We start from the raw sequence: 23,748 nt of genomic DNA, 5'->3' as shown, positions 1-23,748 counted from the left end.
TTGTGTTGGAACAGAAAAGAAAAACGAAACGGCCGGGCTGCCTGCCGGTGGTGCTGGTATTCATCCTGCTCCTGGTGGCCGGCTACTTTGGATGGAAATCCGATACGGCCCAGCGTCGTTTCGTGTACAACTGGCCCTACGCCCGGGAAATCCATCTGTACAGTGCCCAATATCGGGTGGATCCCTTCCTGGCCGTAGCTGTGATCAAAAATGAAAGCAATTTCAAACCGGAGGCCAAATCCAAGGCCGGGGCCCTGGGGCTTATGCAGATCACCCCTGAGACCGGTGCCTGGATCGCCAAATGCACCGATTTTCCCAACTTCCGGGACAATCTGCTGCTGAAACCGGAATTGAACATCAAATTCGGCTGCTGGTACCTGGCTGAACTGGAAAATGAATTCCAGAACAACGAGGTGCTGATGCTGGCTGCCTACAACGCAGGCCGGGGCACGGTGAAAGAGTGGATGAAGGACTATGGCTGGGGCTACGATTTCAGCGATGTTTCCCAGATTCCCTTCAGCGATACCCGGATCTACGTACAGAAGGTTTTGAACGATCGGAACAACTACCAAAATCTTTATAAAAAAACGTTAAAAGACTATTGACGAAAGTTCCAATAAGTGATATTATATCTTTGTTGCCGACAGAGGGAACAAGGAAAAATTGAAAAGCGGGCATGGCGGAATTGGCAGACGCGCTAGCTTCAGGAGCTAGTGGGGGCAACCCCGTGGAGGTTCAAGTCCTCTTGCCCGCACCAACTTTTCTAACCTCAGGAGTCACACACAACTTTGCGGTTGTGGCGGAAAGGCAGACGCGTCAGCTTGAGGGGCTGGTGAGGGAAACCTCATGCGGGTTCAAGTCCCGCCAACCGCACCAACTCATTTACGGACGTAGGTCGGACAACAAAATTTCATATGCGGGCATGGCGGAATTGGCAGACGCGCTAGCTTCAGGAGCTAGTGGGGGCAACCCCGTGGAGGTTCAAGTCCTCTTGCCCGCACCATTCAAACACCAAAAGCATGTTGCGAAAGCAACATGCTTTTTCTCGTTATGCCCACAAAAAGGCGCTGTGAAAATTCATCCACAGCGCCTTAAATTTGCCAGCGTCAGCTGGCTTCCATCGGCTAGTGACTAGAGACTGGTGACTAGTGACGGGATGTGAAAAAGCATTTTTCACATCCCCTTTGGCAGGCCATCGATGGCGGACTACCTGTACACTTCCATCAGGCGCTGCCCGGCATCCCGCATCCTTTTCCGTACCCAGTGGGGCGCCAGGATCTCCACACCCTCCCCCAGGGCCATGATCCACCCCAGGAACTGGTCGCTGACTTCCACCTGGATGGTGGTGGTCACCGCATGGGGCCCCTGGGGAATCAGCATGATATCCTTGCCGAACCGGTCGATGAAGATGCCCGCTTTTTCATTGGTGACCCTGATTTCCACCGGGGTCTGTTCTCCGTTGAACATCCCGAAATGGGTGTCGGCGTACCGGGCGATGTCCAGTTTCCGGAAGGCGGGGTAGCCCTGCTGGGGCTGGTCCGGCAGCAGCTGCAGATCCTTGATCTTGTCCACCCGGTAATGGCGGATCTCATGGGTCTCCACGTAGTAGGCCGCCAGATAGTAGTTTTCATCGGACAGGATCATCAGCCAGGGGCTGACCTGGAACCAGTTGCCTCCGTTTCGGGGGACCAGGTTCTTCCGGGTATCCCACTTCATATAATGGAAACGGACCTGGATTTTCTGGTTGATGGCCTGGTGCAGCTTATCCACGGTCAGGTATACGCTCCGGTTCATGGTCTTGACCCGTCCGGCCAGTACCACCTGGCGTTTCAGGCTGTCTGCCTGGTCATGGCTGATCAGCCGCCCCAGTTTCTCGATCAGCTCCCGGGACTTGGTGTCCGAAATGAAACGGGCTGCCTGTACAGAATCCACCAGCAGTTTCAGCTCGGGCAGCTCGAAATTCCGGTTGCCCAGATGGTACACGCAGCCCCGGCCGCTGTTGGAATTCAGGATGTCCAGACCGTAGTTCCGCAGTTCCTGGAAGTCGGCATACAGGGTCTTCCGGTCGGCATTGACTCCTCTGGCCTTCAGTTTTTCCATGATTTCCGAAAGGCTCAGGCAGTGGTTGTCGTCCGTTTCTTTTTCAAAGATGTCCTTCAGGTACAGCATTTTCAGTTTCTGGTTGATGCCTTTGGTCATGGAGCGCCTCCTGGGTAGCTACCCGCAGATTGTAACGTTTTTATCCCTTTTATGTATAGACTCTAGTAAATCCAAAAGACTTTTGCCTTTTTATTGCATGGACGAATAGAACATGATATGATGGATTCATTATAGAATAAAATGCGAACAAATTGCAAAAAAATGGGACAAAAGGAGCATCATCTGCCATGAAGCAAAAAATCACGTTGCCTTCCGGCTTTTCTTTTGATGGGACCAATATGTTGGGCGAGGGCCGGATCACGGAACAGGAACTGCACCAGCTGGCACCACGTATCGCCCGGGCCGCAGCGGCTGTGGATGATATCCGCCGAACCGGCAAGGCCAAAAACCATTTTTCCAAGGACGGCAATCCTGAACCCGTCTATTTTCCCCGGCTGCCCTATCCCGGGGAACAGTCTCCCAATACCCCGGAGCTGCTGGACCAGCTGAAAGCCTTCGGGGAATCGGTGCGTCAAAATGAAGATGCGGTGATCTTCTGCGGAGTGGGCGGTTCCTACCTGGGAGGGAAAGTCCTGTACGACTGCGCCAGCAGTGAATTCTGGCCCCATCGGTGTGATCCGCTGCCGTCCATTTTCTTCAGCGGCAACAACGTGGATTCGGAAGACATGACGGAAATCCGGGAATGGCTGGAAGTGCTGGCCCGGAACAAAAAGCCGCTGAAGGTGCTCCTGGTGCCCATTTCCAAATCCGGTACCACCATGGAAACCACCACGGCTTTCCTGTATTTCTATGAGTATCTGTCCAGTCATCCCGACCGGTTCGAAGTCCATGGAGCCGTGGTTACGGACAAATTGCTGGAAAGCGGGCCCCTGAACCGTCTGGCCCGGAAATTCGGCTGGCCCATGTTTGATGTGCCCGTGGGGATCGGTGGCCGGTTCAGCGTGCTGTCCACCCCCGGTATGGTGGTGGGAGCCGTGCTGGGGCTGGATCTGCCGGAACTGCTCCGGGGCGCCCGGGACATGGATGAAGCCTGCAGGAGCGGGGATATCGAGACCAACCCGGCCTTGTTCAATGCCACGCTGAAGTATGTGTCCGCCGCCAGCCATGGGGCCACCATCGAAGTGATCATGCCATATGCCATGCGGCTGAAGGCCCTGGGCGAATGGTATGTACAGCTGCTGGCAGAATCCCTGGGCAAACGGAAAAACCGGGAAGGGGAGACCGTATTCTATGGCCGTACTCCGGTGGTAGCCATCGGCACCACGGACATGCACGCCCAGACCCAGATGCACCAGGAAGGGCGCCGGGATAAAGTGGTCCAGTTCCTGTTCGTGGAAAGCTGGAAGGGGAAACTGACCGTACACAATCCCTTCCCGGAAATCGCCGAATACCAGGGATATGAGGGACTGGATGCAGCCGATGCCCTGCAGGCCGCCATGGAAGCCAATGAAGAAGCCCTGAGCAGCGACAATCGGCTGAATGCCCTGTACACCCTGCCGGAACTCAGCGAATATACCCTGGGACAGTTGTTCTACTTCCTGATGCTCAGCATCGCCTACGAAGGGGAATTGGCCGATGTGGATGCCTATGACCAGCCCGGAGTGGAAATCTATAAGAAAATCATGAAAGCCAAGCTGAAACGGTGAACGGAACGGTAAAAAGGCGCTGTGAAAAAATCATTCACAGCGCCTTTATTTCGCCAGCGTCAGCTGGCTTCCATCGGCTGGTGACTAGTGACTAGTGACGGGGTGTGAAAAAACATTTTTTCACACCCCCTTTTCAGTTTCCGATTTTCAGAGGTTCAGAAGTGGCCTCTTCCAATTGGGTGTCGGTGATCATCTGTTGTTCATACATGCGCTGGAGCACCAGGTTCCGGCGCTTTTTGGCCCCCCGCCAGTTGTTGTAGGGGTTCAGGGCCGTGGGCGCATAGGGCAGGCCCGCCAGCAGGGCTGCCTGGGGCAGGGACAGATCCCTGGGCTGTTTTCCGAAATACACCTGGCTGGCCTGCTTCACCCCGGTGGCACCGGCCCCCAGGAAGGTGGTATTCAGATACATCTCCAGGATCTCTTCCTTGCTGCATCGGGCTTCCACAATCAGGGCCAGGCCCATTTCCACCAGGGCCTTCCGTCCCATGGTCCGGTCTGAGGTTAGCAGCAGGTTCTTTACCAGCTGCTGGGTGAGGGTGCTGCCGCCTTCCACCACTTCGTCGTTCTGGATGTTGATCAGGGTGGCCCGGATGATGCCGTCCGGATCCACACCGTGATGGGAGTAGAACCTCTTGTCTTCCACGGCAACCTGGGCCTTGGGCAGCCAGGGAGATATATCACGCAGGGGTACCCAGTCTGCCCGGGGAATCCGCTGACGGGCTGCGCTGCGGATGTCCCAGGCCTCACCGACCAGCTGCAGGGGCCGGGACAGGGAGGCGCCGACGGAAAGACGGGTGGGGGCCTGGGATACCACAGGGGCCGCGTCTCCGCCCACCTTTTCATGGATGGTGGACGGCCGGGTCACATAAAAACAAAGGGCCCCGGCCAGGATCACCAGTACCACCAGAAGTTTCCGCACGCCCATCGCCTCCCAATCAAGTAACTACCTACCATTGTAAGCGAAAAGACAGAAAAAATCCACAGGGGCAGAACCCACCACCAGCCTTCGGCTGGTCCCCCGCCCTTGAAAAGGGCGGATATCCCTATGATCGAATGTGGGGCGGTACTTGTCGAATTTCAGGAAAGGATCCTTCAGGATTTTGCTGATTCAAATCGTCCTTGCTTAAGCAACGCATCACCCTGGTAACAGGGATATCCGCCCTTGAAAAGGGCGGATATCCCTGTGATCGAATGAGGGGCGGTACTTGTCGAATTTCAGGAATGGATCCTTCAGGATTTTGCTGATTCAAATCGTCCCTGCTCAAGCAACGCAGCACCCTGATAACACGAATATCCGCCCTTTACAAGGACGGTGGAGGGTTCCGTAAAGCACGCATTACCCTGGCAACACGAATATCCGCCCTTTATAAGGGCGGGGGACCGTTGCGCATCAGCGCAAGGGTGGAGGGTTCCACAAAGCAACGCAGCACCTGGCAACACGAATATCCGCCCTTTACAAGGACGGAGGAGGGTTCCGCAAAGCAACGCAGCACCCTGGCAACACGAATATCCGCCCATTACAAGGGCAGTGGAGGGTTCCACAAAGCAACGCAGTACCCTGGCAACACGAATATCCGCCCATTACAAGGGCAGTGGAGGGTTCCGCAAAGCAACGTAGCACCCTGGCAACCCGAATATCCGCCCTTTATAAGGGCGGGGGACCGTTGCGCGCCAGCGCAATGGTGGTGGGTTCCACCACTACCCCCTACCCCCTAACCACTACTTACTAATCACTTAATCACTTACTCACTCCCGCCCTGTCACAAAAATATCCCATTCCCGGACAAAAAATGGTGGCAGGGGGAACGGCTTTCGTACTATAATGGATTTATATCAGGACAGAAGACTTGCCAGAAATGGAAATCCAAAAAAGAGTTGCAATATTATACACATGAGCGTATAATAATGCAGCATAAAGGAGGGACGGCGGCTTGGAACAAATCCATGAGGGGAAAGCCGTTTTCCGAAGTCATGGACTGATAAAGCGTACTATGGTTGCTTCCGGTTTCCGGAAACGAAAATCCCTGCAAATGAAAATGGAGTAGGAGGAAATGCAATGCAGATCAAGAACAACGAGATGAATATATTAGTTGAAGCACTGCCATACTTAAGCGCTTTTAAAGGGAAAACGGTGGTCGTGAAATATGGCGGAAACGCCATGCTCAATGACGACTTGAAAAATAAAGTCCTGGAGGATATCGTTTTCCTCCGCTGCGCAGGTATGCACCCGGTGGTGGTCCACGGCGGCGGCCCGGAAATCACGGCCATGCTGAAGGCTGCCGGTAAAAAGTCCGAATTCGTCAGTGGCCTGCGGGTCACCGACAAGGAAACGGTGGGAATCGCCGAACTGGCCCTGGTGGGCAAGACCAACACCGATCTGGTGCGACGCCTGAACATCCTGGGCGGCAATGCGGTGGGCTTGAACGGCAAGGATGCCAAACTCATCGAAGCCCGCAAACATCTGGCCGATGTCTATGAGAACGGCCAGGTCAATCTGGTGGATATCGGGTATGTGGGCACGGTGGAAAAGGTCAACACCGACCTGATCAACCTGCTGATCACCAACGATTACATCCCGGTGATCGCTCCCACAGGCATCGGACCGGACGGCGAAACCTACAACATCAATGCGGACAGCGTGGCCGGTGAAGTAGCCGGTGCCCTGAAAGCCGAGAAACTGCTGATGCTCACTGATGTGAAAGGGATCTTCGAAGACCACAACGATCCCAGCACTTTCATTTCCACCCTGACCTTTGAAAAGGCCCAGGAGCTGATCGTAAAGGGCAGCATCGACGGGGGCATGATCCCCAAGGTGAAAGCCTGCATCTCCGCCCTGAGCGGCGGTGCCGTCAAGACCCACATCATCGACGGCCGGCAGGAACACTCCATCCTCCAGGAAATCTTCTCCGACGAGGGTGTGGGTACGGAAGTTGTCAGAGACTGAAAGGAAGAGATGGAAGAAATGGATACAAAAGAAATCATGGAGACCACCGACAAGTACTATCTGCCGGTGTTCGGCCGTCTTCCCATTGCACTGGATCATGGGGAAGGGGTCTATTTATACGATACGGACGGAAAGAAATACATCGATTTCCTGGACGGGATTGCGGTGAACGCCCTGGGGTATGATTATCCGCCCCTGGTCAAGGCCGTCAGCGAACAGGCTGCCAAGATCATGCACGGATCCAACCTGTTCTACTACGAAGTCCAGGCCAAAGCGGCCAAGCAGCTGTGCGAAGTCACCACGTTCGACCGGGTGTTCTTTGCCAACAGTGGTGCAGAAGCCAATGAAGGGGCCATCAAACTGGCCCGGAAATACGGGGATGCCATCAGCCCCAAAAAATTCAAGATCATCACCGCCCTGGATTCCTTCCATGGACGGACCATGGAAACCCTGACTGCCACCGGCCAGGAACACTACCATGAAGGACTGTCTCCCCTGCCTGCCGGGTTCGAATACGTGCCCTTCGGCGATGGGGACGCCCTGGAAAAAGCCATGGACGACGATGTATGCGGCCTGCTGCTGGAACCCATCCAGGGCGAAGGCGGTGTCCACGTACCGCCTGCCGGGTATCTGGAAAAAGCCCGGGAACTGTGCGACAAGCACAACGCCCTGCTGATCTTCGATGAAATCCAGACCGGCGTGTGCCGTACCGGCTACTGGTTCGCCTGGATGCACAGTGGCGTGAAACCCGATGTGATGACCCTGGCCAAGGCCATCGGCGGCGGGTTCCCCATGGGCGCCTTTGTGGTGACGGAACGCCTGGCCCATGTGTTCAAGCCCGGCGACCACGGTTCCACCTTCGGCGGCAATGCCCTTTCCTGCGCCTCCTGCTATGCAGCCATCAAGGCCATGAAAGAACTGGAACTGGACAAGAAAGCCCGCAAGACCGGGGAATACTTCAAGAAAGGCCTGGAAGCCCTGAAAGCCAAACATCCGGACAAAGTCACGGACGTTCGGGGCATGGGCCTGATCCTGGGCATGGAACTGGCGAAACCCGGTGCCAGCCTGGTCACCAAAGCACTGGATAAGGGACTGATTATCAACTGCACCTCCGGCAACGTGCTCCGGTTCGTGCCGCCGCTGGTGATCGGAGAAGCTGAAATCGACACACTGCTGAAAGGACTGGACGAGCTTTTGGCAGAATTCTGAGAAGAAGAGGGAATAACATGGCTTTAAGAAATAAGGATTTGATTTCCATCCATGACCTGTCGGTGGGGGAAGTTGCCACCATCTTGGATGTAAGCAGAAAACTGAAGAAAAAGCAGAAGCTGGGCGAGCCGCACGAGTACCTGAAAGGGAAAACGCTGGCCATGATCTTTTCCAAAGCTTCTACCCGTACACGGGTCTCATTCGAAACGGGGTTCCACCAACTGGGCGGACATCCCATCTATATGAGTGAAGCCACATCCCAAATCGGCCGGGGGGAACCGGTCAAAGATACTGCCCGGGTACTGTCCCGTTTCGTGGACGGCATCATGATCCGGACCTACTCCCATGAAGCAGTGAAAGAACTGGCCGATTACGCCACGGTTCCTGTGATCAACGGCCTGACCGACCTGCTCCATCCCTGCCAGGCCCTGACGGATATGTTCACCATCCTGGAATACAAGGACGTGCTCAAGGGCCGGAAACTGGTCTATGTGGGCGACGGCAACAACATGGCCCACAGCCTGATGTTCGCCTGCGCCAAGGTGGGCATGAACATGGTGTGTGCCAGCCCGAAGGGCTACCAGCCCAATCCCAGGATCGTAGCGGAAGCCAAGGTGGATGCCTCCATCACCGGCGCCACCATTACGGTGACGGAAGATATGGAAGAAGCCGCCAAGGGCGCCGATGTGCTGTACACCGATGTGTGGGCCAGCATGGGCGAAGAAAATGAGCGGGAGGTGCGGATGAAGGCCCTCCACGATTACCAGATCAACCAGCACCTGCTGGATCTGGCCCGGCCCGATGCCATGGTGCTGCACTGCCTGCCGGCCCACCGGGGCGAGGAAATCACCGACGATGTGATCGAAGGACCTCATTCGGCGGTATTCGACGAGGCGGAAAACCGTCTGCACGTCCAGAAAGCCATCATGGCCCTGCTGATGAGCGACGCCGTGCTGTAAAGCGCTGCCCTTCCCAGAAGGGGAAGGGGACACAAGTCATCCATTTCATAGTCAACAACCCAAAGGAGAGATACTCATGGATAAAAAAGACATTAAAAAAGTAGTACTGGCTTATTCCGGCGGCCTGGATACCTCCTGCATCATTCCCTGGCTGAAGGAAAACTACAACAACTGTGAAGTCATCACCGTCACCGCCGATATCGGCCAGGGCGAAGAAGTGGCTCCGGTTCATGACAAAGCCATCAAATCCGGTGCCAGCAAAGCCTACATCCTGGATCTGCGGGACGAATTCCTGCGGGAATATGCATGGCCCATGGTGAAATCCGGCGCCGTGTATGAAAAGAAATACCTGCTGGGTACCTCCATTGCCCGGCCCATCATTGCCAAATACCTGGTGGATATCGCCCTGAAGGAAGGGGCTGACGCCATTGCCCATGGGGCTACCGGCAAGGGCAACGACCAGGTCCGGTTCGAACTGGGCATCAAGGCCCTGGCTCCCCAGCTGAAGGTCATCGCTCCCTGGAGAGAATGGCAGATCAAATCCCGGGATGACGCCATCGACTATGCGGCCGCCCACAACATCCCCGTGCCTGTCACCAAGAAAAAGGACTATAGCATGGACCGGAACATCTGGCACCTGTCCCATGAAGGCAGTGAACTGGAAGATCCCTCCAACGAACCCAAATCCGAAATCTACATCATGAGCCAGACCCCGGAAGCCGCTCCGGACAAAGATGAATATCTGACCCTGGACTTCGAACAGGGCGTTCCTGTGGCCGTCAACGGCAAGAAGATGGATCCCGTTCCCATGATGGAACTGCTGAACGAAATCGGCAAACGGAACGGCATCGGCATTGCCGATATGGTGGAAAACCGTCTGGTGGGCATGAAGGACCGGGGTGTGTATGAGACCCCTGGTGGCACCCTCATCTATTACGCCCATAACGAACTGGAAAACCTGTGCCTGGACCGGGCTACCTACAACTATAAGGAACAGATCGGCATCCGGTACGCAGAACTGGTTTACGATGGTATGTGGTTCTCCCCGCTGCGGGAAGCCCTGCAGGCCTTCGTGGATGAAACCCAGAAGACCGTTACCGGTACCGTGAAGATGAAACTGTACAAGGGCAACATCATCTCCGCCGGTTCCACCAGCCCGTACTCCCTGTACAGCAAGGAATATGTGACCTTCGGGGAAGACGAAGTGTACAACCAGGCCGATGCCCAGGGATTCATCAACCTGTTTGGCCTGCCGCTGACGGTGAGAGCGTTGATGAAACAAGGGAAGCTGAAATAATGAACAAGACGAAATTGTGGGGAGGCCGGTTCAGCAAGGACACCAATGCCCTGGTGGACGCCTTCAACGCCTCCATCGATTACGACAAGCGGCTGTACCATGAGGACATCCGGGGCAGCATCGCCCACGCCCATATGCTGGCAACCTGCGGCATCATCAGCGAGGAGGATGCCCGGGCCATTGAAAAGGGCCTGAAGGAGATCCTGAAGGAAATCCAGGAAGGGACCTTCCAGTTCTCCACGGAACTGGAAGACATCCACATGAACGTGGAAGCCGCCCTGACGGAAAAAATCGGGGATGCGGGAGCCCGGCTCCACACCGCCCGCAGCCGGAACGACCAGGTGGCCCTGGACATGCACATGTACATGAAAAAAGAGGTCACCGAAATCATGGATCTGCTGATCCAGTTCGAACAGGCCCTGCTGACCATGGCTGAAAAGCATCTGAAGACCCTGATGCCCGGCTACACCCATCTCCAGCGGGCCCAGCCCATTACCTTTGCCCATCATATGCTGGCCTACTTCAATATGCTCCGCCGGGATTTCCGCCGGCTCCAGGGCGTATGGGAAGGGGCGGATATCATGCCCCTGGGCGCCGGTGCCGTGGCCGGGACCACCCTGCCCATCGACCGGTTCCAGGTGGCGAAGGAACTGCACTTCTCCCAGGTGTACGGCAACAGCATGGATGCTGTCAGCGACCGGGACTACGTGCTGGAATTTTTGGGCTTTGCTTCCGTGTTGATGATGCACCTGTCCCGGCTCAGTGAAGAAATGTGCCTGTGGTCTTCCACGGAATTTGGCTTCATCGAGCTGGATGACGCCTTTGCCACCGGTTCTTCCATGATGCCCCAGAAAAAGAATCCGGACATCTCTGAACTGGTGCGGGGAAAGACCGGCCGGGTGTATGGCCATCTCACGGCTCTGCTGACCACCCTGAAGGGCCTGCCCCTGGCGTACAACAAAGATCTGCAGGAGGATAAGGAAGGCTTCTTCGATGCCATCGATACGGTGAAGTTCTCCCTGCAGGTATACCGGGACATGGTCCTGACCACAAAAGTGAACGAGGAGCGGATGGCGGAAGCCGTCCACAAGGACTTCTCCAATGCCACCGATCTGGCCGATTACCTGGTGCGCAAGGGCCTGCCCTTCCGGAAAGCCCATGGAGTGGTGGGGAAGGCCGTGGCCAAGGCCATTGCAGAACACAAGCTGCTGGGCCAGCTGACCCTGGCTGAATACAAGGAGCTGAGCCCCCTGTTCGAAGCCGATCTCCTGGAATGCCTGAAACCGGAAAACTGTGTGGCCGCCCGGACCAGCTACGGCGGGCCGGCCCCTGAGAACAATGCCCAACAGGTGCAATTGGGGAAAGAAGCCCTGGCAAAGCAGCAGGCTGTGCTGGAAGACTTGAAACAAAAATTATAACACGTTGTTGAATGGTGAGAAGACCGTTGTCAGGAACGGTCTTCTTTTTTGCCTGAAAAGATAGGAAGCCTGGAAATCAGTTGCCAAGAGAAAGGGAAATTGCTATACTTAAACTGTAAATCCATAAATTTGTCACTCATCCCATCTTCATGAAAATATTCCTTATCCTGCCAGGTCACCCTCTGGGGAAATGGCCCGGCGAATTTGGTTCAATGGTTACTGGACTCGGATAAAGTGAAAATTTGTTCGGGGGGGTGAGCTGACCCCCAATTGTTAGACCAAAAATCTAACAATTGGGGGTTAGTTTTTTTATGGCAAGACACAGCTATGAATTTAAGAAAAAAATAGTACTGGAATACTTGAACAGTGACAAAGGGTGTATTTCTATTTCACGTAAATATGGGATGGCAAGTAGCAGCCAGCTGCTAAAGTGGGCTGCTGCTTACAAGGCATTTGGAGATAATGGTCTGAAGAGATCTCGCTCTCAAAAAATATACTCTTTCAAAGAAAAACTTTCTGTGGTAGAGTCTTACTTAACAAATGAAATCTCATATCAGGAATTGGCAATTCGTGTAGGAATCAACAATCCGTCATTGATTTCCAGATGGGTCAATGAATTTAAAATTGCGGGGCCGGATGCGTTACGGTCACATAAAAAAGGTAGGAAAAAGACTTTGAGCCAATCAAAACCCAAAAAAACAGATACCCAGGTTCAACAACCGATGGTCAACATCAGTGTGGAACATGTCCAGGAGTTAGAGAATGAAAACCTTAAACTCCGAATAGAGAATGCTTTTTTAAAAGAACTGAGGAGACTGCGTTTAGAGGACGAAGCAAAAATGAGAGAGTTGCGAAAATCATCTCCAGTCTCCGAGGATCATTCAAGTTGAAAGACATTCTCTCCTATACGCAAATGCCCAAAGCAACCTATATGTACTGGCAGAAACGGTTTGACCGCGAGAATCCAGACCAGGAAGTAGAGGAGAAAATACAGGAAATCCGCAGCCAGCATAAAGATTATGGATACCGTCGCATGACCGGTGAGCTAAAGAACCAAGGGATTTGCGTGAACAAGAAGAAAGTTCAACGTATCATGCAGAAACTGAGCCTTCAGGTAACATCTTTTACCCGGAAGAGCCGTAAATACAGCTCCTATAAGGGTAAGGTAGGAACCATTGCTCCAAATAGGATACATCGTCGTTTTGAGACGAATATCCCTCACCAGAAGATTACGACCGACACTTCAGAATTCAAATACTATGAAGCAGATTCACAGGGACATTTGACTCTGCGCAAGCTTTATCTGGATCCTTTCCTGGACATGTTCAATAATGAAATCATCAGCTATGGAATAGCCAAATATCCTTCGGCTAACAGCATACTGGAAGCTCAAGCCAAAGCAATCAAAATTACTGCTGATTGTCCGTATCGAAGAACATTTCACTCCGATCAGGGCTGGGCATACCAAATGAAATTCTATACCAAAAGACTAAAAAACGAACGAATTTTTCAGAGCATGTCTCGAAAAGGCAACTGTCATGATAACGCTGTAATGGAAAACTTCTTCGGCTTACTGAAGCAGGAAATATATTACGGAGTGACCTACTACAGCTACAAAGAATTAAAAGGCGCTATCGAACGATACATCAAATACTATAACGAGCAAAGAATCAAGGAAAAACTGGGCTGGAAAAGTCCTGTTCAATACAGGCTTTCCTTGCAGGCAGCATAAAAAAGTAACGAGACGGTAAAAACCATCTCGTTACTAAGGTCTAACTTTTTGGGGTCACATCAGGGTACAGGCATTTGCCTGGCCCTTTTTGTTTTTTCTGGATGAACAGATCGTTCCAGTATCCCGTTGACAGAAAGAGAATCCCATGATCGATCTTCATTCCCATGTATTATATGACATCGAGGGAGATGACGGGTCCCGCAGCCGCAGCAGAAGGTTTGGCCAATACCCTCACTTTGTCGACTTTATTAGGGATGCCTTGATTTTCAGAAAGTCTCTGATCGGCATATTGAAATAGTTCGTAATGATCTTTTCATTATCAGTCGCGTCTCAGATTAAATAATTTTTTAAGGAGCTGATTTTCTATGTACGGAAAAAAAGCAACACTGGAAGGACTCATTTTGGGAAGTATCTTGTCCATGACTGTTTTTGGTGTAGCTGGAGCAGCTACAACTAACATCGGGCCAGTAACGTTGGATGGGACTGCAGCGGAAGTCACCAAAGAAGGTGCTGTGGCGACTTTGGGTAAAGAGGAAAGTGTAGTTTCCATTGGAAAGATGGCAGGGGAGGACCCGTACAGCTTTTTCCTGGTCGGTGACCAGAAAGTCGATGTATTAGGGAAAAAAGTTGACAGTTCTGCCATGATGGCAGCCCTCGGTTCTAACCTGCAGGCTGGCAATGGCAATACGGATACAGTGACAATCACAGGGAATCCGGTTGCCTCTGAATCAGCATGGGGCCAATACGGGATTATGGCCTATGGCCAGGGAGCCAAGGTCACGGTTCAGGCAAAAAATATCGCTATCAGCACAAAGTCTGAAAATTCGTATTCTGGAGCCGTCTGGGCACAGAACAATACTTCCGATAAAGTAGCTCCTAAAGATGCGGCTTCCGTTTCTTTGAATGGGGATACAATTTCCATTACGGCTCCCAACCTGGGCATCGTGAATTATTCCAATGGGCAGATTAATATTAATGGCGACTTGACGTTGTCGGCACCTACGGCTATTTCTGCCCGCGGTTATTCCACGACGAACATCAATACGGATGGGAAACATAGTGCGGTAATCAATGGGAATATCGAATTTGAGACGCCGGCTACAAAATCCAATCCACATAATAGTGGAAATGATATCGATGCCAATGTCAATCTGAATTTGAATGGAACGGAATCTGTCTGGAATGGACGTGCTTACGAAAAGTATAAGGACGAGGGTTCCGAAGAAGAAAGTGAACACTTATCAGGGAATGAATATGTAGGTGAAGATACTCACCTTAATTTGACTATGAATGACGGTGCAACCTGGAACGTAACAGGTGATACCATCATGGGCAATTTACAGGCAGACAGCAGTACGATTAATGTAAAACCTGCAATGACGAGAATGAACAGCAACACGATGAATCTTAATCGCTCCACGCTGAACTTTGAAGGTACCAACCAGCTTATCAATGTGGAATCTTTAAGTGGAAATGATGCTACCATCAATACGGCCAGTCTGGACAACCAATTGCGGGTCAGCAAACAAAGTGATGCAAAGAATCTGACCATCCACGGCACAGGTGCTATCGCCGATTCCATTGCCAGAGATAACAGCAATGCACAGAAACTGGCCAATGTGGCAGTCATGGCGGATACAGATCAATCGGTGGCCAACCAGATTACCACGGATGAAGGGGTACTGGCAGGGACCTATAACCTTAAAGTGACCGATGGCAAGGTAGATATGCCACACAGCACCTATACTCCGAATGTGACCAATGTTGGCATTGCTTCCATGGCAACAATGAATCTCATGACCTGGCGCCAGGAAAACAATGATATGAATAAACGTTTGGGCGAACTCCGGGACAGTGAAGGACAGGAAGGCGTTTGGGCTCGGATGGCACGTGGTGAAGCTAAATATGGCGCTCGCAATATGAAGAACCAGTACAATTATTACCAGGTAGGGTATGATATCAAAGCCGGTAAAAACTGGACCGTTGGGGCTGCCTACAGCAAGACGGACGGGAATACCACTTTCAGCCGGGGCAAGAGTGACAATGATCACAATGGTGTAGCTCTCTATGGTTCTTATCTCAGCGATGACGGAAGTTTTGTGGATCTGATTGGTAAATATGCCCGTCTGGATACGGATTATCATGTCGTCGGCGGTGTCGGAGATGGGGATTATGATACCAATGCCTATAGTTTCAGCGCCGAATATGGGAAACGGTTCCATGGACAGCAGGGATTCTGGATCGAACCTCAGGCTGAACTGACGTATGGGCGGGTCGATTCGGCTGATTATACATCTACCCGGGGAGCCCATATCCATCACGACAGCATGGACAGTCTAGTTGGCCGTCTGGGCTTTTCCGCAGGAAAAGATATCAAAGCAGGCCATCTCTATGTGAGAGCTTCCTATCTGTATGATTTCGATGGAGATACCAATGTGGCTATGAGCTATAATGGCCTGAAGGAAAATTACAAAGATGATATTGGCGGTGGCTGGTGGGAAGTCGGCCTGGGTGCCAACTTGAACCTGAGCAAGGCAACACATCTGTACATGGATGTAGAAAAGAACTATGGCGGCGACGTGGCAACACCATGGCAATGGAGTCTTGGTGTTAGATACTCCTTCTAAGCGATAGATAGTACTCTAAATTACAATTTGATAGTACTTGAGGAAAAGGTATTGTATGTGTGAAATGGCACACATACAATACCTTTTTTGGTTCTATACTATCTGACGGTGCCGTCAGCCCTACAAGTACTCCAAACAGGCGAGAAATCCTGACGGTGTGAATATTGGGTTCCCAAATTGAAATACAATGTACAAAGAGACAAGGAAATCAATAACGAACCGTCTGAAATGAGCTGGCTAGTCCTGCGTTTTTGGGAAAGCAATGTTAAGAAAAGGCTGAAATGGTGCGTTGAAACAGTGCTGGCTTCGCTGCCACCGAAATCATGATACAGTTTGCGTATACGCCATCACCCCTGGAGACGGGAGGGAGGCACGAGAGAAACTGGCAAAACAACATCGACAGGAGTCTTATTGCAATCGGGACTCGCGGTTGCTTCCCTTCGTCTTCCTCGACCGTAGCCACTGCTACTGCCCCTTCCATTCAAGGCGCAGCTCTAGGCTGTGAGCCTTTTGCCGGTGACGACCGGGCTTTCCTCCCGGCTGAAGGGTCGATTCATTGCGGGGTGCAAGAAAAGGCAAGAGCGCATATGCGATCGGCAAAGAGCAGAATATTTCCAAGAACACTGCCAGGAAGTATATGCAAGTGGGTACTCTTCCGGAACCGGTTCATAAGAGAGGTTCTATCTTAGATCCCTTTAAGCCTTCTACCTGCAGGGTACGTCGGCCCCAGACAAAAGGGAAGGTAGAACGTTCTGTCCGCTATCTCAAAGAAAACTTCCTGCCCGGAAGACGTTTCACCGATCTGTACGACCTGAACCGATAGGCTCTTCAATGGTGCCAGCATGTGAACGGCAAAAAGCATGGGACTACAGGGAAAATCCCTCTGCAGGAATTGACTGCAGAGCATCTGAACCCTCTCCCGCCCCAGGAGCTGCGCAATAGTCCCCAGCTACGGCATAAGCGACCGCCAACGCCGCTAAAGGGTCGGGCGCCTGCTTACGCCCTTGAAAAGGGCGGATACCCCTTTTTCATAAGTGGCTCCTTTCAAGAAAAGGTTCTGTTTCGGGTAGGGGTGGTTTTCGTGTCTTCTGTACGGGAACAGTGACAACCAGTTGACAACCAGGATTTTTCTCTTTAATCACTTTCTCTTCTAGACTATCCTAACCTATACTATCCTAACCTGTGCACGCAGATGGTTGCCAGATGGTTGCCATCCGGTTGCAGGACAGGCTGGATGCGGGTCTGCGGCATTTTTTCCGGAATCGGGAAATAGGACAGGGCAACCGATTGACAACCAGTCGTCAACCATTTGGCAGACGGTTGTCATCCAGGCTGGCGTCGGACCGGTTGTCAGGGTGGCAACCATCTGTCTGACAGGTGGTTGCGGGTTGGTTGCAATGATATTTACATTCCAAAGAACTTTATAGAACTTGTTACTGAACTTTGTAATACGATGTCTCCCTGTAAGGATACGGGCACGATACCGATCTTTGCGGATCCGGTTGTGCCGGCACCCGTTTATGATCAGGATCACAAGGGAAGAAAAGGCCAGGATGGACTCCACATGCAAAAGAGTTTTCAGCTCTTGCAACAACGTACGACGGTAAGCCATGGACAAAGACTCCTTTCAAGAGTGAAGATGGTTTGGGTGCATCCGAAAATGGGTGCAAAAAAACAGGGGTCGGGGTTTTTGTTTTTGGCTGAAACAATAACCGATCATAAAAAACAGAATTCCTATCGATTTGTAAACCCAAAGGGCATAAAAAATACCTGTGCAACAGTACAGAAACGGCTTTGCGAAGGGGGACACAAAACAGCCCATGTACCGGGAAGGCATCAGCTTCCTTACACAGGTTCAAAATGGTCGATAGGAATCCTGGAAATGATTGTATTTGAAACGGCAAAACGTGGTATGGACAATGGAATTAGCGATACGGAATAGGTGCTGCCGGAAGTGGTGATTCTGGGAGTTTGCGAGAGCCAATGGGATCACTCCAATGCTGGTGAATAGAAGAGGACTGGTTGGTAGAAAATATCAGATAATATGATTATATCAAAAATATCCGAAAAAGCAAGAAAAATGTAAAAAATCATACAATGATACAGTACCCCACCCATTTGTGGTAAAATATTAAACATAACGACGAACGACGAACGACAATCCTGTTTCGGAGGCCTTCCATCCATGCGCAAACAATCTTCTTTTACCTGGCTTTTCGGCCTCCTGCTGCTTCTGCTCCTTGCCTTTATCTGGGGGCAATCCCTGCAGCCCGGGACCGTTTCCCATGGGGAAAGCCGGCGGGTACTGGGGCTGATCCGGGAAGTGCTGGGGCACAATGGTGTGACGGACTGGCTGACGGACAACCGGGTCCGGCGGCTGGCCCATTTGACGGAATACGGGGCCTTTGGGCTGACAGCCAGCCTGGGCGCCTGGCACCGGTGGGGCAGGGGGTATAAAAAAGCCGTCCTGGCCCTGGGTGTGGTCATCGCCTCCCTGGATGAAACCATCCAGTATTTTGCCGGCGGCCGCACTGCCACCTGGCAGGATGTGTGCGTAGATGCCATAGGGGTGAGCCTGGGAATCGCCGTGGCGGCACTCCTCGGGAGAGTATGGCGAGGGAGGTGAAGGGTGCTGCTGGTATCCACATAGTGGCTGGTGGATAGTGATTGGTGGTTGGTGAAGTGAAATCGGATGCGATTGTTGCTTGTTCGATTGGAATTGGTATCATAGAACGTAGGAATCTACCAGGAAATCAATGGCAAAGGAGTTGACGGAATGGCAAAAATCGTGACTTATAACCAAAGGAGGAATTCTATGCCCCGATTTGAATCTTTGACCAACGCACTGATCTCCGCTGTCACCGACCTTGGGTACCCTGCCGAGATGGGCGCTCTTATGGCCCGGAACCTGGGAACGGTAAGCACGGTGGAGCGGATGCTCCAGTATGTGCTGCGGGTGCAGCCCCCTACGGCAGAAGAAATGGTGGATGAAATGCTGGCCATCTGCGACGAACGGGACAAATGGGTCCAGAAGAAAAAGAACGAATATTATAACCGCAAGGTGAATGAATGGATCAATCGGGAACCAAAGGAGCCGTGAAAAAAATCACGGTTCCTTTTTCAGTGGCTGGTGGGTAGTGAGCAGGGGGCATGTATGACAAAAGAGGCTGTGAAGAAATGGAAATCCATTTTTTCACAGCCTCTGCTTCTTTTGGTTGGTGCCGAAGGCCGGACTCGAACCGGCACGTCTTTTGGGACGCTTGATTTTGAGTCAAGTGCGTCTGCCAATTCCGCCACTTCGGCACTTGTGATATATATCACAATACGGTTATTTTACCATTGCCCTTATATCCTGTCAAGGAGAATCATACCTCCAGGGTCCTGACCTCTCCCAGTTTCACCAGTCCTCCGATGGCCATGCCGGTGATCTTGTCGTCTTTCCAGTAGGCTTCGACGTCGATGCGGCCTCCCGGTTCCAATAAGGACGCTCCCACGGACCGTTTCTGGCGCTGGGCCAGGGCGGCAGCCACGGCGGCGGATCCGCTGCCACAGCTGTTTTCGTGGTACAGGGTGCCGGTGGCAGTCACATAGACAATGGGGATCACCTTCAGGGTGCTGATTTCCACCAGCATAAGGCCGTAGGCTTCCGGTTCAGGGCCCTGGGAAATTTCCCGCTGGAGGGAATAGAAGAACTCATCCTGATTGATTTCATCCACGTTCAGGGTGAAATATACATAATGGGTGATGCCCGGCAGGACCACTGCCTGACATTCCACGCTTTCCCGCTCATAGGAAAGGCGCTGTTTGGAAATGGAAAGGGGCGGGGGCAATTCCACGCTGGCCTGGTAGCAGTTTTCCCGCACTTTTTTGGCGTGGACGGGCAGGGGAGTGGAACAGCCGCTGCAGGTCACCTGGAAATCTCCTTCTTTTTTCCCCAGGGTATGGAGGGCGTAGGCACCGGCGCTGCGGGTGGCGTTGCCGCAGAATTCGCCGCCCATCATTTCCACTTTGGGCTGGCCGTCAACCAGGGAAAGGCAGCCCACCTGTTCAAGGGCGGTGTCGCCGGACAGGAGTTTTTCGTTGATGTCCCTGCGTTGTTCCAGCGGTACCGGGTCAAGGACGAACAGGGTGATGTTACCGCTGGGATCGGCTTGTACGGTGCGGATTTTCATAAGCAACTTCCTTTCTGGGATTTTGTATACCGAATACTCTAACTATTTCTATAATTCAAAATTACACTCTAATTATAGCGAGTTACGAGGAATTCTACAAGGGTTCTATAACTGATTTTTATGCAATTTCTGAAAATGATTTTATCACAGTTGGGATGTGGTAAAATAAGGAAGTGTCTGTCCCATTGTCCTGCCTTTTCAGGGGGATACGGGGATACTATGAACGAAAGCGGAGGTATTTTTTTTGAACGTGCAGAAGCGATTGATGGGCTTATTTTGTGCCGGGCTGGCTCTGTTCCTTCCCTGGGGGAACAGGGCTTCAGCATCGGACATACAGGATCTGGCCTGGAAGGAGGATGTTCCCTATTACCGGCAGATCCAGGGAACCATCACCCACGGGGGACCGAAACTGATCTTTTCGGACAGCCCGGAGATGGTGGGGAAGATCGGTATCATGTACCGGGATACGGTCAGCGGGCCGGTGCGCCTGTTCTTCCACCATGTAAATGACACCCGGACGGACAAGCGGCTGGCGGTACTGCTTCGGCGGACCACCATCCGCCCTACGGCGGTGTCCATGGGCCGGAACGGAATCTCCCGGCCCAATGAGGACTGGCTGGCCGCAGGCAAGGAAGCCCAGAGCAAATATTACCGGTCGGCTCCCAACGGCCGGAAGCTGGTGTTGGACGGTCCCCGGGACATCCTGAACAACGGCAGGGGGTACATCCTCCATCCCCAGGAACTGGTGACGGGGATCGTGGACTTGAACTTCGACAAGCCGGTGGAAGTTTCTTTCATCATGATGCCCGTGGATGCGGATCCCCGGATCTCGGCGGAAGTATATTCCATCCTGCCGCCGGACGAAGGGGGCCATGTGCTCCGGGGCACCTTTGAAGGGGCCGATGTAAGGGTGGACCTGCCCGGCGCCTTCCCGGCGGACAGCGGGGAAATCTGGGGTGTGAAGCTGGCGGATGATGTGGAAGACCCCTATGTACGGGGCATCGACGTGACCCGGAATGAGCCGGTGGTCAACTACGGCAATTACGGGGTCATGTACGCCGTCAATTTCCAGACCCGGGGAAGCCGTGCTACCCAGATGCGGTTCAACCCCTACGGGGGCGCCTATGCAGGGGAAGGGGTCCTGAGCCTGGAAGGGGCAACGGCCCAATACATCCGGATCCCTGATGACCGCCAGTCCTTTGGCTGGAACGGGGACGGAGAGACCATGAAACTGGGTGTGGTGCCGGCTGGCAAGAGCGGTACCTTCTTCTTTTCGCCGCCCGGTTCCTCTAACCTGCCCGTACGGATTTTCTGGGAAGGTATCCGGGAAGACCGGAAGGAGCAGACTGCTGCCGGAACCGGCAATGCGGACAGCCTGAGCCGCTGGCGAGCCCGCCGGAAGTTGAAACAGGCAGCGTCCGGAAAGAAGGCGACGGATTCAGGATCCACGGCCAGGAAGGCGGGGAAACCGGCCAATCCGCAAAACACCTCCAGGGAAAGCCTGCTGGATCGCATTGATCGGACCATGACAATCAATGAAGCTAATTAAATGAAAATAATTATTAAAAAGGCTTGACTATTTACTGAGTTTGGGGTACACTATGCATGTAACGAGGGGAGCAGAAAAAAATCCCCGTTGTCCTTCCCTGAAAGGGAAGGGGGACCATCCGAAAGGATGGTGGATAGGTCACACACCGGTTGTGAGACCTACACCGGGTGCGCAACCCCATACCCGCCAGACGGGTCCCGTCCCCTTTTCAGAAGGACACTAGTAATGAGGAGGAATTAGACAATGGCTGAATTAAAAGGTTCTCAAACTGAAAAAAATCTGTGGACGGCTTTTGCTGGTGAATCCCAGGCTTACAACAAATATGGTTATTATGCGAGTGTTGCCAAGAAGGAAGGCTATGAACGGGTAGCCCAGAATTTCCTGGAAACTTCCGGAAATGAACGGGAACATGCAAAGATCTGGTTCAAAGCCCTGCATGGCGGCTCCATCCCTGATACGGTAGCCAACCTGAAAGACGCTGCTGCCGGCGAAAACTATGAATGGACTGAAATGTACAAGGAATTCGCTGAAACCGCTGAAAAAGAAGGGTTCAAGGACCTGGCCTATAAATTCAAGGCTGTAGGGGCCATTGAAAAACATCACGAAGAACGGTACAGAGCCCTGCTGAAGAAAGTGGAAGATGGTACCATGTTCCAGCGCAGCGAAAAGACCGTTTGGATCTGCTCCAACTGCGGCCATATTGTAGAAGCTGAAAAAGCTCCGGAAGTATGCCCGGTCTGCGCTCATCCCAAATCCTTCTTCATGGTCAACTGCGAATGCTTCTAATGGCATAAAAAAGGGGGTGTGAAAAAATGCTTTTTCACACCCCCTTACTAGTCACTAGCCACTAGTCACTAGCCGATGGAAGCCAGATGACGCTGGCGAAAAAAAGACGCTGTGGATGATTTTTTCACAGCGCCTTTTTTTTTATCAGTGGTTGGTCAATCCCAGTTCCCGGATCATTTCCATATCTTCCTTGATGGTGGTCCCGCTGGTGGTGAGCATATTGCCGGTAATGGAGGCGGAGGCACCGCTCTTCAGGGCCGTGGCCCCGTTCTGGGGCAGCAGCTTGCGGCCGGCGGCCAGGCGGATGTTGGCGGTGGGGTTGATGAAACGGAAGATGGCGATGGTCCGCAGGATGTCATCGGCCGGCAGGGGCTTGCGGCCTTCCATACCGGTTCCGGGAATGGCCATCAGGGCATTGATGGGAATGGATTCGATGCCCAGGCTCTGCAGGGTGAAAGCCATGTCCAGACGGTCCTGCCAGGTTTCGCCCATGCCGATGATGCCGCCGGAGCACACGCACATGCCTTCGGCCTGGGCGGCCTTGATGGTGCGGATCCGGTCGTCAAAGGTGTGGCTGGTGCAGATGTGGGGGAAGAAGCGGCGGCTGGTTTCAATGTTGTGGTGGTAGCTGGTGACGCCGGCCTGGCGGAGCCGGTGCAGCTGCTCCCGGCTGATGATGCCGTGGGAGGCACATAAGTCGATGGTCAGCTTGTCCCGCATATGCCCGTAGATGGTCAGGGCCTTTTCGAAATCTTTGCCTGTCAGGGCACGGCCGCTGGTCACCATGGCGAACCGGTTGGCACCGGCGTCCTGGTCCGCCTTGGCGGTTTTCATGATTTCCTCTTCGTCCAGGAACCCGTATTCTTCACAGCCGGTGTGATGGCAGGCGGCCTGGGCGCAGTATTTGCAGTTTTCGCCGCAGCGTCCGCTGCGGGCGTTGATGATGGTACAGAAATCCACGTGGTTGCCGCAGAAATGGGTCTGCAGCCGGCCGGCTTCTTTCTGGAGTTCGGCCAGGGGCTGGGTCAAAAGATCCTGGACTTCCGGGTCGGTCTGTTTCAGACGGTACCCCTCGATGATCCGGTCGGTCAACGCGTGCAATTCTTCACTCTTCAATATGCTCATCCCTTCTGGTATAATATAGTTAGTATTATAAAAAAAACGAAAAATGATGGTCAACACCATTTTTCGCAAGGTTAACGCAAATTCCATTGTCCTTCCCTGAAAGGGAAGGGGGACCAGCCCAATG

Annotated in this window: 19 protein-coding genes and 4 tRNA genes; 18 read left to right on the top strand and 5 right to left on the bottom strand. The window is 52.8% G+C overall.

From position 1 onward, the window contains the following. The first annotated feature begins 5 nt into the window (after nucleotides 1-5). The 4 genes from BQ5462_RS10245 to BQ5462_RS10230 all read left to right on the top strand — a co-directional run bounded on the left by BQ5462_RS10245 (nucleotide 6) and on the right by BQ5462_RS10230 (nucleotide 1,003). Entirely contained in the window at nucleotides 6-605 is a 600-nt protein-coding gene (locus BQ5462_RS10245; protein ID WP_143038053.1) for a lytic transglycosylase domain-containing protein, read from the top strand. A gap of 65 nt (nucleotides 606-670) precedes the next feature. Then, a tRNA-Leu gene (locus tag BQ5462_RS10240) sits at nucleotides 671-757 on the top strand. 33 nt (nucleotides 758-790) lie between these two features. Then, a tRNA-Leu gene (locus BQ5462_RS10235) sits at nucleotides 791-876 on the top strand. A gap of 40 nt (nucleotides 877-916) precedes the next feature. Next, nucleotides 917-1,003, top strand: a tRNA-Leu gene (locus BQ5462_RS10230). Nucleotides 1,004-1,206: 203 nt separating this feature from the next. On the opposite strand, the gene BQ5462_RS10225 is transcribed toward BQ5462_RS10230, so the two are convergent. Beyond that, complete coding sequence (locus BQ5462_RS10225; protein ID WP_071143196.1) at nucleotides 1,207-2,199, bottom strand: helix-turn-helix transcriptional regulator; 993 nt, start codon at nucleotides 2,197-2,199, stop codon at nucleotides 1,207-1,209. Nucleotides 2,200-2,387: 188 nt separating this feature from the next. Between BQ5462_RS10225 and BQ5462_RS10220 the strand changes: the two genes are divergently transcribed. After that, the gene (locus tag BQ5462_RS10220; protein ID WP_071143195.1) at nucleotides 2,388-3,806 is read left to right on the top strand and encodes a glucose-6-phosphate isomerase; all 1,419 of its coding nucleotides are present in this window, start codon (nucleotides 2,388-2,390) and stop codon (nucleotides 3,804-3,806) included. 133 nt (nucleotides 3,807-3,939) lie between these two features. Here the strand turns inward: BQ5462_RS10220 and BQ5462_RS10215 are convergent, their stop codons facing one another. After that, nucleotides 3,940-4,725, bottom strand: a complete 786-nt coding sequence (locus BQ5462_RS10215; protein ID WP_071143383.1) for a transglycosylase domain-containing protein — start codon at nucleotides 4,723-4,725, stop codon at nucleotides 3,940-3,942. Between the two features lie 1,137 nt (nucleotides 4,726-5,862). On the opposite strand from BQ5462_RS10215, the gene argB reads away from it, so the two are divergent. From argB to BQ5462_RS10150, 11 genes are all read left to right on the top strand, one after another. Continuing rightward, nucleotides 5,863-6,750, top strand: coding sequence for an acetylglutamate kinase (gene argB / locus BQ5462_RS10210; protein WP_071143194.1), 888 nt, complete (start codon nucleotides 5,863-5,865; stop codon nucleotides 6,748-6,750). An 18-nt stretch (nucleotides 6,751-6,768) separates the two neighbouring features. Further along, complete coding sequence (locus BQ5462_RS10205) at nucleotides 6,769-7,959, top strand: aspartate aminotransferase family protein (RefSeq protein WP_071143382.1); 1,191 nt, start codon at nucleotides 6,769-6,771, stop codon at nucleotides 7,957-7,959. Nucleotides 7,960-7,976: 17 nt separating this feature from the next. Continuing rightward, nucleotides 7,977-8,918: an ornithine carbamoyltransferase gene (gene argF / locus BQ5462_RS10200; protein WP_071143193.1), complete on the top strand. Its 942-nt coding sequence runs from the start codon at nucleotides 7,977-7,979 to the stop codon at nucleotides 8,916-8,918. A 76-nt stretch (nucleotides 8,919-8,994) separates the two neighbouring features. Continuing rightward, nucleotides 8,995-10,215, top strand: a complete 1,221-nt coding sequence (locus BQ5462_RS10195) for an argininosuccinate synthase (RefSeq protein ID WP_071143192.1) — start codon at nucleotides 8,995-8,997, stop codon at nucleotides 10,213-10,215. Beyond that, the gene (gene argH, locus BQ5462_RS10190) at nucleotides 10,215-11,633 is read left to right on the top strand and encodes an argininosuccinate lyase (RefSeq protein WP_071143191.1); all 1,419 of its coding nucleotides are present in this window, start codon (nucleotides 10,215-10,217) and stop codon (nucleotides 11,631-11,633) included. The genes BQ5462_RS10195 and argH overlap by 1 nt, the downstream gene beginning before the upstream one ends. Nucleotides 11,634-11,944: 311 nt before the next feature. After that, a complete protein-coding gene (locus BQ5462_RS11765) occupies nucleotides 11,945-12,523 on the top strand; it encodes a helix-turn-helix domain-containing protein (protein ID WP_071141584.1) in 579 nt (192 codons plus the stop codon). Continuing rightward, complete coding sequence (locus BQ5462_RS11760) at nucleotides 12,490-13,365, top strand: IS3 family transposase (RefSeq protein WP_143037990.1); 876 nt, start codon at nucleotides 12,490-12,492, stop codon at nucleotides 13,363-13,365. Before BQ5462_RS11765 ends, BQ5462_RS11760 begins: the two co-directional genes overlap by 34 nt. A gap of 365 nt (nucleotides 13,366-13,730) precedes the next feature. Beyond that, on the top strand, nucleotides 13,731-15,992 hold the full coding sequence (locus BQ5462_RS10175) for an autotransporter outer membrane beta-barrel domain-containing protein (RefSeq protein WP_083378134.1): 2,262 nt from the start codon (nucleotides 13,731-13,733) through the stop codon (nucleotides 15,990-15,992). A 1,564-nt stretch (nucleotides 15,993-17,556) separates the two neighbouring features. Beyond that, nucleotides 17,557-17,934 carry a hypothetical protein gene (locus BQ5462_RS10165; RefSeq protein ID WP_071143188.1) on the top strand — a complete coding sequence of 126 codons (378 nt, stop codon included), beginning with the start codon at nucleotides 17,557-17,559 and terminating at the stop codon, nucleotides 17,932-17,934. Between the two features lie 243 nt (nucleotides 17,935-18,177). Continuing rightward, nucleotides 18,178-18,618, top strand: a complete 441-nt coding sequence (locus BQ5462_RS10155) for a VanZ family protein (RefSeq protein ID WP_071143186.1) — start codon at nucleotides 18,178-18,180, stop codon at nucleotides 18,616-18,618. A gap of 189 nt (nucleotides 18,619-18,807) precedes the next feature. Further along, nucleotides 18,808-19,092 carry a hypothetical protein gene (locus tag BQ5462_RS10150; RefSeq protein ID WP_071143185.1) on the top strand — a complete coding sequence of 95 codons (285 nt, stop codon included), beginning with the start codon at nucleotides 18,808-18,810 and terminating at the stop codon, nucleotides 19,090-19,092. A gap of 116 nt (nucleotides 19,093-19,208) precedes the next feature. Here the strand turns inward: BQ5462_RS10150 and BQ5462_RS10145 are convergent. Both BQ5462_RS10145 and BQ5462_RS10140 read right to left on the bottom strand, forming a co-directional pair. Further along, nucleotides 19,209-19,295, bottom strand: a tRNA-Leu gene (locus BQ5462_RS10145). 62 nt (nucleotides 19,296-19,357) lie between these two features. Next, nucleotides 19,358-20,164: a histidine racemase CntK family protein gene (locus BQ5462_RS10140; RefSeq protein WP_071143184.1), complete on the bottom strand. Its 807-nt coding sequence runs from the start codon at nucleotides 20,162-20,164 to the stop codon at nucleotides 19,358-19,360. A 250-nt stretch (nucleotides 20,165-20,414) separates the two neighbouring features. On the opposite strand from BQ5462_RS10140, the gene BQ5462_RS10135 reads away from it, so the two are divergent. Beyond that, nucleotides 20,415-21,713, top strand: coding sequence for a copper amine oxidase (locus tag BQ5462_RS10135; RefSeq protein WP_235819646.1), 1,299 nt, complete (start codon nucleotides 20,415-20,417; stop codon nucleotides 21,711-21,713). A gap of 243 nt (nucleotides 21,714-21,956) precedes the next feature. After that, nucleotides 21,957-22,499: a rubrerythrin gene (rbr, locus tag BQ5462_RS10130; RefSeq protein WP_071143183.1), complete on the top strand. Its 543-nt coding sequence runs from the start codon at nucleotides 21,957-21,959 to the stop codon at nucleotides 22,497-22,499. A 144-nt stretch (nucleotides 22,500-22,643) separates the two neighbouring features. Here rbr and bioB read toward each other — a convergent pair whose 3' ends face one another. Then, entirely contained in the window at nucleotides 22,644-23,624 is a 981-nt protein-coding gene (gene bioB, locus BQ5462_RS10125; RefSeq protein WP_071143182.1) for a biotin synthase BioB, read from the bottom strand. Nucleotides 23,625-23,748: the final 124 nt, after the last annotated feature.

Source organism: Acidaminococcus timonensis (assembly GCF_900106585.1).
Lineage (GTDB): Bacteria > Bacillota > Negativicutes > Acidaminococcales > Acidaminococcaceae > Acidaminococcus > Acidaminococcus timonensis.
Note: the sequence above shows the minus strand (reverse complement) of the source record. Positions and strands in the feature narration are given on the sequence as shown.

Bases quoted from the DNA above. Each gene is read 5' to 3' on its own strand.
- BQ5462_RS10225 (WP_071143196.1), bottom strand. From the start codon at position 2,199: ATGACCAAAGGCATCAACCAGAAACTGAAAATGCTGTACCTGAAGGAC.
- BQ5462_RS10220 (WP_071143195.1), top strand. From the start codon at position 2,388: ATGAAGCAAAAAATCACGTTGCCTTCCGGCTTTTCTTTTGATGGGACC.
- argB (WP_071143194.1), top strand. From the start codon at position 5,863: ATGCAGATCAAGAACAACGAGATGAATATATTAGTTGAAGCACTGCCA.
- BQ5462_RS10205 (WP_071143382.1), top strand. From the start codon at position 6,769: ATGGATACAAAAGAAATCATGGAGACCACCGACAAGTACTATCTGCCG.
- argF (WP_071143193.1), top strand. From the start codon at position 7,977: ATGGCTTTAAGAAATAAGGATTTGATTTCCATCCATGACCTGTCGGTG.
- BQ5462_RS10195 (WP_071143192.1), top strand. From the start codon at position 8,995: ATGGATAAAAAAGACATTAAAAAAGTAGTACTGGCTTATTCCGGCGGC.
- argH (WP_071143191.1), top strand. From the start codon at position 10,215: ATGAACAAGACGAAATTGTGGGGAGGCCGGTTCAGCAAGGACACCAAT.
- BQ5462_RS11765 (WP_071141584.1), top strand. From the start codon at position 11,945: ATGGCAAGACACAGCTATGAATTTAAGAAAAAAATAGTACTGGAATAC.
- BQ5462_RS10175 (WP_083378134.1), top strand. From the start codon at position 13,731: ATGTACGGAAAAAAAGCAACACTGGAAGGACTCATTTTGGGAAGTATC.
- BQ5462_RS10165 (WP_071143188.1), top strand. From the start codon at position 17,557: ATGCAAAAGAGTTTTCAGCTCTTGCAACAACGTACGACGGTAAGCCAT.
- BQ5462_RS10155 (WP_071143186.1), top strand. From the start codon at position 18,178: ATGCGCAAACAATCTTCTTTTACCTGGCTTTTCGGCCTCCTGCTGCTT.
- BQ5462_RS10150 (WP_071143185.1), top strand. From the start codon at position 18,808: ATGCCCCGATTTGAATCTTTGACCAACGCACTGATCTCCGCTGTCACC.
- BQ5462_RS10140 (WP_071143184.1), bottom strand. From the start codon at position 20,164: ATGAAAATCCGCACCGTACAAGCCGATCCCAGCGGTAACATCACCCTG.
- rbr (WP_071143183.1), top strand. From the start codon at position 21,957: ATGGCTGAATTAAAAGGTTCTCAAACTGAAAAAAATCTGTGGACGGCT.
- bioB (WP_071143182.1), bottom strand. From the start codon at position 23,624: ATGAGCATATTGAAGAGTGAAGAATTGCACGCGTTGACCGACCGGATC.